Below are 7,142 nucleotides of genomic sequence, written 5' to 3' on the forward strand. Positions count from 1 at the left end.
TCTTCAGTATAAGCATGAACCTTCTTTTTATTAGCCATAAGTCACCTCTTATCTAACTATAGGAGATGTCCACTAAGTTTGGGTAAGTCCTGCACATAACACCCGCATAACGGGCAAAAATACGTAGGCTACAATACCAAGCGAAGCGCAGGGAGCCTACGTGTTTTTGTCCCTAGCGAGCGAAGCGAGTGTTAATGCGTTTGTTATACAACTAGTCTGCGCAGACCTTTGAAAACCTGTACCTATATATTTCCCAATCTTGGGATACGCACAATCTTTGTAAAACTCGCTGATGCATCTTACTGTACTTGGAATTTTTAGATAATAAGCGAATTAATTTATCACTATATTTTACTGCTGATTCTTCGGTTTTTAGAATATAACTTAACTGAAGCAAACCATAGTATGCGTTAACTTTCTGACTGTAAGTAAGGCTTGGTTCTAAGTTTATAATACTCAGGTAAGTCTCGTAAGCTTGAGAAAACTCCTTTTTGGTTATCAATATGGTCGCATCATAGAGCAACTCATCGATGTCGATTGGAGTAGGTAACACCTTAAAACTTTGAAGCGTGAATATCACTAATAGCGCAAAAATAATTAATAACTTCACGAATATCCCTAGGTGTATAACTTTTAAATAAGGGGCGCAGGCATGTGGGGCATAATGGCGAAGCCGCCCCGCGTGTTTGCGTCCCAGCCCGCGCAGCGGGCGAGCTTGATTTTTTTGTTATACACAAGGCTACTCCTTAATAAGCTTAAGAACTTCACTGTTTTCGGAGTTGAAGACAACTAGCGATGTGCCATTTAACTTGATTGTAACGAATACATATTTCTCTTTGTAGCCATTGTACATTTCCCCAACCCACTCAGTTTCTGTTGATTGAACAATATTTTTGATGATTGTGAGGCCAGAGTTTTGTTTATGAATTTGGTGTTCTTTGACACTTGCTACACCAGTTTTTAAATTGAATTCGATTAGAGCTGGTTTTGTTGCATGTTTCCAAACGCCTTCTATTGTTGATGAAGCAAATGCACTTATCGTCACTAAACAAGTGCCTATGCAAGCAGAAAATAAAAGAGACGTTTTGGTTTTATTCACTTTAATCTTCCTGATTTTGCGCATTGTGTATAACTTTTAAATAAGGGGCGCAAGCATGTGGGCTAAAATCCGAACGAAGTGAGCAGCCCACATGTTTGCGTCCCAGCCCGCGCAGTGGGCGAGCTTGATTTTTTTGTTATGTTTTGTTTTTGAAAACAACATACCGAAATATTAAAGCCTGAACCGAAGCAATTACGCCAAGTATCCAAGGGCCGTTAGTAGTGCCACTTACCAGTGAAAAGGTAACCGGTAAAGCCATGTAAAACAAATAGTTTGTTTTTTTGTACTTACAAGCTAGCCAGTGAACTGGAAACCCGATAATTAACCAGCCTGCTATAGATACTAGTAGGAAAACTCCAATATAGAGCGAAAAAGTTGCTATTAATCCAGGGATTTCGGAACTTTGTAAGTTATCTGTGCCGATAAGAAAGATTGCTGGCAACAGTAAACTAGATGTCAGCAAGCTCCTTACTATTGCTTTATCCCAATCACCTAAGTACACCTGTTCCCCTGAAAAACATAACTTTTCAATAACGGGCGCAGGCACGTAGGGCATAATGGCGAAGCCGCCCTGCGTGTATGCGTCCCAGCGAACGAAGTGAGTGCGTTAATTGACTTGTTATATTTCACTTTAAACAATGAGTGCGAAGTGCAGCAAAATAGTTTAGAGCTAAATATAAAACCACAAGCACTAAAGCTGAACTAGCGCTGCAGAAATACAATAAAAACATATCTGGTTCATGGATATAAAGTACTGGCGGATTTCCCTTTCTGCTTGGAATTACTCCAGCTACCCACCAAGTATAAATCCAGTACGCTAAAGCAAAACAGGGAGCAAGCTTCAAAACGAATAATTTTGTTTCTCGGCCAAAGACTTTCCTTTTAGTCCAGTCATTGCCAGCATACTTATTGAATTCTTTTCTATCTTCTTCAGAAAGCATGAGCTTCAAGTTGCCTTGGTGAAATATAACTTCCAAATATGGGGCGCAGACATGTGCGCAATAATGGCGAAGCCGCGCACGTGTTTGCGTCCCAGCGAGCGGCAGCGAGTGACATAATTTGCTTGTTATGTGGCATTTAAATAAGACGCACCAATAGCACCGCCAACAACAAAAAACAGTAAAAATGTCATTGAACTTAAAAATGACTGTATAGCTATTGACCAGTGCTTTTTATGCAACCAATAAAAGCTACTTAAAAATATAGCAATTGAGAGAAAACCGCCAACAATGAGAATCGGTAATTCACGGGAAAGCATCGTCTGAATATCAATTACTTCTCTTTCAAACTGATAAAGGTCAACTTTTGCGACAATGATCAAAAAGAGCCCTAATATTGCTGGTGACCAAACTATAAATATTCGCTTCATAATGATGACACATAACATTAAGCTAAGCGGCGCAGTTGCGTGGGGCATAATGGCGAAGCCGCCCCGCGTAAATGCGTCCGAGCGACCGAAGGGAGTGGTCTTAAGCGCCTTGTTATAAGCAAAGCCAGTTCCTTTGGTCTTTTTAAAAACTGTTAAAGCCAGCATACGATTGATCGTTAACACAGACAAGTAGAACGACTGAGCAGTGATGGTTTTGACCTGACTGAAGCTAGCCGCCAGTTGGAGTATCGAGTGTAATGGCGCTTTCTGGCTGAAAATAAGAGCTTGAAGGTAAAGCGCCTATTACACCACCTTTGAGTTGAAAGCGGCGGATTTAAACCTACCACAAGCCATAGCGATGCTAATGAAAACAAATGAGGGTAGTTTTGCTGGGATGTTTAAAAAGCCAAACGAAGTTTAGGCTGACGCCTTATAACTTTTAAATAAGGGGCGCAGGCATGTGGGGCATAATGGCGAAGCCGCCCCGCATGTATGCGTCCCAACGAACGAAGTGAGTGACTTAATTTTTTTGTTAGCCCTATAACTGAGGGTCTTTCGAAGAAGGGTCATAGTTGTCTCCGTGAACTGTGTACTCTATTGCATACTCTGAACTGAACACGTCCTTGGATAACAAGCTAGTAGTGCCCTTACTCGAGTTTTGCACACTTTTCGTGAATATTTTCGCAAATTCGTTTAGCTGCTTAGGTGTTCCAGAAATACCTCTACTATTAATCGAAAAAGTGTCACATGATGTCAGAGTCAAATACCAATGCGGTAATAAGTGATCATGTTCACCAAGTGGATGGTTTTTAGCGGCAAATTCTTCTACCAACTTACAAAGATTAAGTAAGCCAACTTTTGAGCCATGTAGAATCCACTTTTGTTGTTCTGTACTCGAAATGTAGTAAAAACCTAAATCTCGCCACTCTTGGCGAGTCAATTCAGCAGCTTTTCCAGATAATTTATTCATAGTCAAACTGGGGGCTAACTTTTAAATAAGGGGCGATAACGCGTAGGGCATAATAGCGAAGCGGCCCTGCGTGTTAGCGTCCCAACGAGCGATAGCGAGTGACTTTATTTTTTTGTTATACACCAGACAGCCAACCATAAAACGCGATACCACCACACAGGAAACTGAATAGAAAGTACGGCAATAGATTTACCCGCATAACTTGTGAAGATGGTTCGTTTCCAAGATATTCTTTGCGCTTGCCAAGCACTGGCCCTGCCATATAAAAAACGATGCTGACTAAGAACCAACAATAAAACGCCCCTTGCGTGAGCGATACTGTACCGGACACTATGAGGAAAACCATAAGCAATGTTGCTAATACAGCGACAAGAGCAACGCCAAATTTATATCCGTTACTTGGCTTTTTGTTGGTAATAAAATCCATCTTATCTATCAATTACAGTGGTGTATAACTTTTAAATAAGGGGCGCAGACATGTGGGCTAAAATCCGAACGAAGTGAGCAGCCCACATGTTTGCGTCCCAGCCCGCGCAGCGGGCGAACTTAATTTTTTTGTTAGGTGCCTTACAATTAAAAAGCATGACTTTTCTCAGAACAGCTTAAATTTAGAACGTTTCCATTTGGTGCAACCCGAGCAACTATATAAGACTCGTACGTAGAATAGTAATCTGGATGGGGTGAGAAAAAATGAATTGCATTTTCATCTTTACTTGTACCTTCTTGTAGAAACTCTCCATTTCTAAACTCTCCATATAATTCACCAATATAAACACCTTTTTGAAACTGCATACATTTAGCAAAACTAGCCTTCAACTTTTGATCGCTACAGCCAGTGGAAAGAATAATAAAAAATAGAACGAATGCTAAAAACCTCATGGTACCTAACTTTTAAATAAGGGGCGCAGACGTGTGGGCTAAAATCCGAACGAAGTGAGCAGCCCACATGTTTGCGTCCCAGCCCGCGCAGCGGGCGAACTTAATTTTTTTGTTATGCATGCTTCGAAATAACCTCATATTGAGTTTTGAAGTGATGAAGAATTAAGAAGCCCGCAATCGTTAGACTAGCAAGTCCACAAAGATAATTGATGTTGAACAATAGTGTTTCAGCAACGCTATCTGAATCCATAAAGATGTAGGATGTAGACAGTACATACAAAGCTGCAACAGGAAATACCATAACCTTATATCGGATAGGCTTAGTCTCTAAAACCGCCATCACCAATGCAAAGGAAAACCAGATCGAGCTTAACGGGCCTAGGTAAGACGCGGATAACCGAATAACTCTTCCCATTTCCGCATTTATAAGCATTGTAAAAGAAGATATGAATCCGAGTGTTTCGGCTAGTATTGGACCGATAAACATACCGGTTAAGAACACTTTAACTGCCTTGTGCAATATAAACTCCTTTTAATGCATAACTTTTAAATAAGGGGCGATAACACGTAGGGCATAATAGCGAAGCGACCTGCGTGTTAGCGTCCCAACGAGCGACAGCGAGTGACTTTATTTGCTTGTTATGTACGTGCAACTTATTCTTGCGTTTCAGCACGTTGCTTGATTCTATTTTCTAAATGCGGCGGTAAATTCGATATTTTCTGTTTTTTCTCATCACTATTTAAGATACAAAGAATAATACCTGCAAAAGGTGGTAAGATTAGCCCAAAGAAAAACCATCCCCATGCATTTCTATTTGTTTCTTGCGCCCAATATGCGCAAAAAATACCGAATAAAAAACTAAACATTCCTTGATTTACAACAGTATATTCCATTTAAAAATTGCCTCTATTCTTCTATAAAAACTGCTCGTTCTGTGGGCTACACCTAAGTACATAACTTTTCAATAACGGGCGCAGGCACGTAGGGCATAATGGCGAAGCCGCCCTGCGTGTATGCGTCCCAGCGAACGAAGTGAGTGAGTTTATTGAGTTGTTAGGTGACATCTCAAACATCCTTGAGCAAAACTACCAGCAAAAACGAAAAAAAGGCAGAGAAAGCCATAGCTAAAAAGTATTTTCTTGCCAAATTATGAGCATAAACAAAACTCGAGTTGCTTTGATGACCTTTCATATACGAGCGATTTATCAATTTAAAAGTCAGCTTTGGAGTTGCAAGTAAAATTAACTTTGTCGGCTCTACCGTTATACCTAGAATTTTTAAATTGTCTTGCGACTTCAACTCTTTGCAAACTAGTTCGAGTGCATTGACGTATTTGTACAAAAAATACAGATAAGAGAAAGCGCCACATAAAAAAAGAATAGTTCTTAGATTCTCCACTTGTCACCTAACTTTCCAATAACGGGCGCAGACATGTGGGGCATAATGGCGAAGCCGCCCCGCGTGTATGCGTCCCAGCGAACGAAGTGAGTGTGTTGATTGGGTTGTTATGTACTCTCTCCATCCGATGTTTCCTTTTCTTTTTGATAAGGCATTCTTCCTTGAGCTAAGTAAAACACAGCAGCAAAAATATACAAAAATAGAAGTCTAACAGAACCTTGAAGGTCTTCACCAACAAACAACCATTTATATAAAACCCACATTGAAAGCGCTAAAACAATTATGGCTAGTAAATAGTTGCCTACTATAAATATTCTGCTTCTTGTTGAAGCCCACTTTTTAAGTAAAAGGTACGGAAGTACAAGCCAGCATAAAACAACCGCTATTCCTGAACCCCAATTGGGGCCGACGAAATAATGAAATAGCCAGTACGCGGGAAAGAAAAGAAAGACACAAAGTATTGAAATTAAGAGAAGTCTCATAGGAGTACATAACGCTAAGCTTTGGGGCGCTAGCACGTGGGCTAAAATCCGAGCGAAGCGAGCCAGCCCACGTGTTAGCGTCCCAGCGACCGGAGGGAGTGCCAACAGCGTTTTGTTAGGCGTACAAAGAAACGTACGCAGCTTTGCTGCCACCACTAGCCGATACGGCCACTTATTTAAATTATTGAATTTAAGATAAAACAACCCTGTGCGAAAAGCCAGATGTTAACGACATTGCGCGATAAAAGAGCGAGTTTAGAAGACTGGTGATGTTAAATGTTGGTGTTGCGGTGTTGATGAAAAGCGCGTTGCTAAAGCCGTTGAAACTACCGAAACAGCAAGCTGTAAGGACAACCTAGTGAAACAACCTTGATGCTTAAATGTCACGTTTAAACCCACTTCTTTATGCTGTAAGTAAATGACGCCTAACACCCACATAAGGGGCAGTAACACGTGGGCTAAAATCCGAGCGAAGCGACAGAGCCCACGTGTTACTGTCCCAGGGAGCTTGCGACCGACTTAATGTGATTGTTATGTGTCGCTTGCTGCTTGGTCTCTAAAAGCTACAACAGCACAGATTGTTGTTCCTAAAAGGCCCGCAAGCAATGCTATCAATTTATAATATTGACAGTTTGCAATACTAGTCGATTCAACGAAGTTTGGGGCGCCGCTCATTAGCACCGAAAGCATAATGAACAAGAAGCCAACGGCATTATAAGCGATGTTTTGTTTTCTTGTTTTTACGAAAACGATAATAATAAACAAGACGATCACCAACGGTGCAACCCATTCAATCATTAGAGTTCCAATTTGTTCTACATTCATAAAAAGTTTTAATTTTCCTTTTGGCACATAACTTTCCAATAACGGGCGCAGACATGTGGGGCATAATGGCGCAGCCGCCCCACGTGTATGCGTCCCAGCGAACGCAGTGAGTGTGTTAA

The 7,142-nt window shown here is 41.0% G+C and carries 10 protein-coding genes; all 10 read right to left on the bottom strand.

From position 1 onward, the window contains the following. Positions 1 to 739: 739 nt before the first annotated feature. A complete protein-coding gene (locus tag ACXAGV_RS18895; protein WP_474874564.1) occupies positions 740 to 1,099 on the bottom strand; it encodes a DUF2147 domain-containing protein in 360 nt (119 codons plus the stop codon). 136 nt (positions 1,100 to 1,235) lie between these two features. Further along, entirely contained in the window at positions 1,236 to 1,655 is a 420-nt protein-coding gene (locus ACXAGV_RS18900) for a hypothetical protein (protein WP_474874565.1), read from the bottom strand. A 70-nt stretch (positions 1,656 to 1,725) separates the two neighbouring features. Beyond that, a complete protein-coding gene (locus ACXAGV_RS18905) occupies positions 1,726 to 2,040 on the bottom strand; it encodes a hypothetical protein (RefSeq protein WP_474874566.1) in 315 nt (104 codons plus the stop codon). A 125-nt stretch (positions 2,041 to 2,165) separates the two neighbouring features. Continuing rightward, entirely contained in the window at positions 2,166 to 2,633 is a 468-nt protein-coding gene (locus tag ACXAGV_RS18910; protein ID WP_474874567.1) for a hypothetical protein, read from the bottom strand. A 373-nt stretch (positions 2,634 to 3,006) separates the two neighbouring features. After that, positions 3,007 to 3,438, bottom strand: coding sequence for an Imm32 family immunity protein (locus ACXAGV_RS18915; protein WP_438499287.1), 432 nt, complete (start codon positions 3,436 to 3,438; stop codon positions 3,007 to 3,009). Positions 3,439 to 3,553: 115 nt separating this feature from the next. Continuing rightward, a complete protein-coding gene (locus tag ACXAGV_RS18920) occupies positions 3,554 to 3,865 on the bottom strand; it encodes a hypothetical protein (protein WP_474874568.1) in 312 nt (103 codons plus the stop codon). A gap of 146 nt (positions 3,866 to 4,011) precedes the next feature. After that, positions 4,012 to 4,317, bottom strand: coding sequence for a hypothetical protein (locus tag ACXAGV_RS18925; protein ID WP_474874569.1), 306 nt, complete (start codon positions 4,315 to 4,317; stop codon positions 4,012 to 4,014). 112 nt (positions 4,318 to 4,429) lie between these two features. Then, positions 4,430 to 4,837 (bottom strand): hypothetical protein, encoded by a 408-nt coding sequence (locus ACXAGV_RS18930; protein WP_474874570.1) that lies wholly within the window; start codon positions 4,835 to 4,837, stop codon positions 4,430 to 4,432. Positions 4,838 to 4,971: 134 nt separating this feature from the next. After that, positions 4,972 to 5,211 carry a hypothetical protein gene (locus ACXAGV_RS18935; RefSeq protein ID WP_474874571.1) on the bottom strand — a complete coding sequence of 80 codons (240 nt, stop codon included), beginning with the start codon at positions 5,209 to 5,211 and terminating at the stop codon, positions 4,972 to 4,974. Positions 5,212 to 6,729: 1,518 nt separating this feature from the next. Next, a partial coding sequence (locus ACXAGV_RS18940) for a hypothetical protein (RefSeq protein ID WP_474874572.1) occupies positions 6,730 to 7,142 on the bottom strand: 413 nt, incomplete at its 5' end.

Source organism: Alteromonas sp. ABH4_453 (assembly GCF_056160665.1).

Excerpts from the sequence above, each read along its gene's own strand:
- ACXAGV_RS18900 (WP_474874565.1), bottom strand. The coding sequence starts at position 1,655 with ATGCCCTACGTGCCTGCGCCCGTTATTGAAAAGTTATGTTTTTCAGGG.
- ACXAGV_RS18905 (WP_474874566.1), bottom strand. The coding sequence starts at position 2,040 with ATGCTTTCTGAAGAAGATAGAAAAGAATTCAATAAGTATGCTGGCAAT.
- ACXAGV_RS18910 (WP_474874567.1), bottom strand. The coding sequence starts at position 2,633 with ATGCTGGCTTTAACAGTTTTTAAAAAGACCAAAGGAACTGGCTTTGCT.
- ACXAGV_RS18915 (WP_438499287.1), bottom strand. The coding sequence starts at position 3,438 with ATGAATAAATTATCTGGAAAAGCTGCTGAATTGACTCGCCAAGAGTGG.
- ACXAGV_RS18920 (WP_474874568.1), bottom strand. The coding sequence starts at position 3,865 with ATGGATTTTATTACCAACAAAAAGCCAAGTAACGGATATAAATTTGGC.
- ACXAGV_RS18925 (WP_474874569.1), bottom strand. The coding sequence starts at position 4,317 with ATGAGGTTTTTAGCATTCGTTCTATTTTTTATTATTCTTTCCACTGGC.
- ACXAGV_RS18935 (WP_474874571.1), bottom strand. The coding sequence starts at position 5,211 with ATGGAATATACTGTTGTAAATCAAGGAATGTTTAGTTTTTTATTCGGT.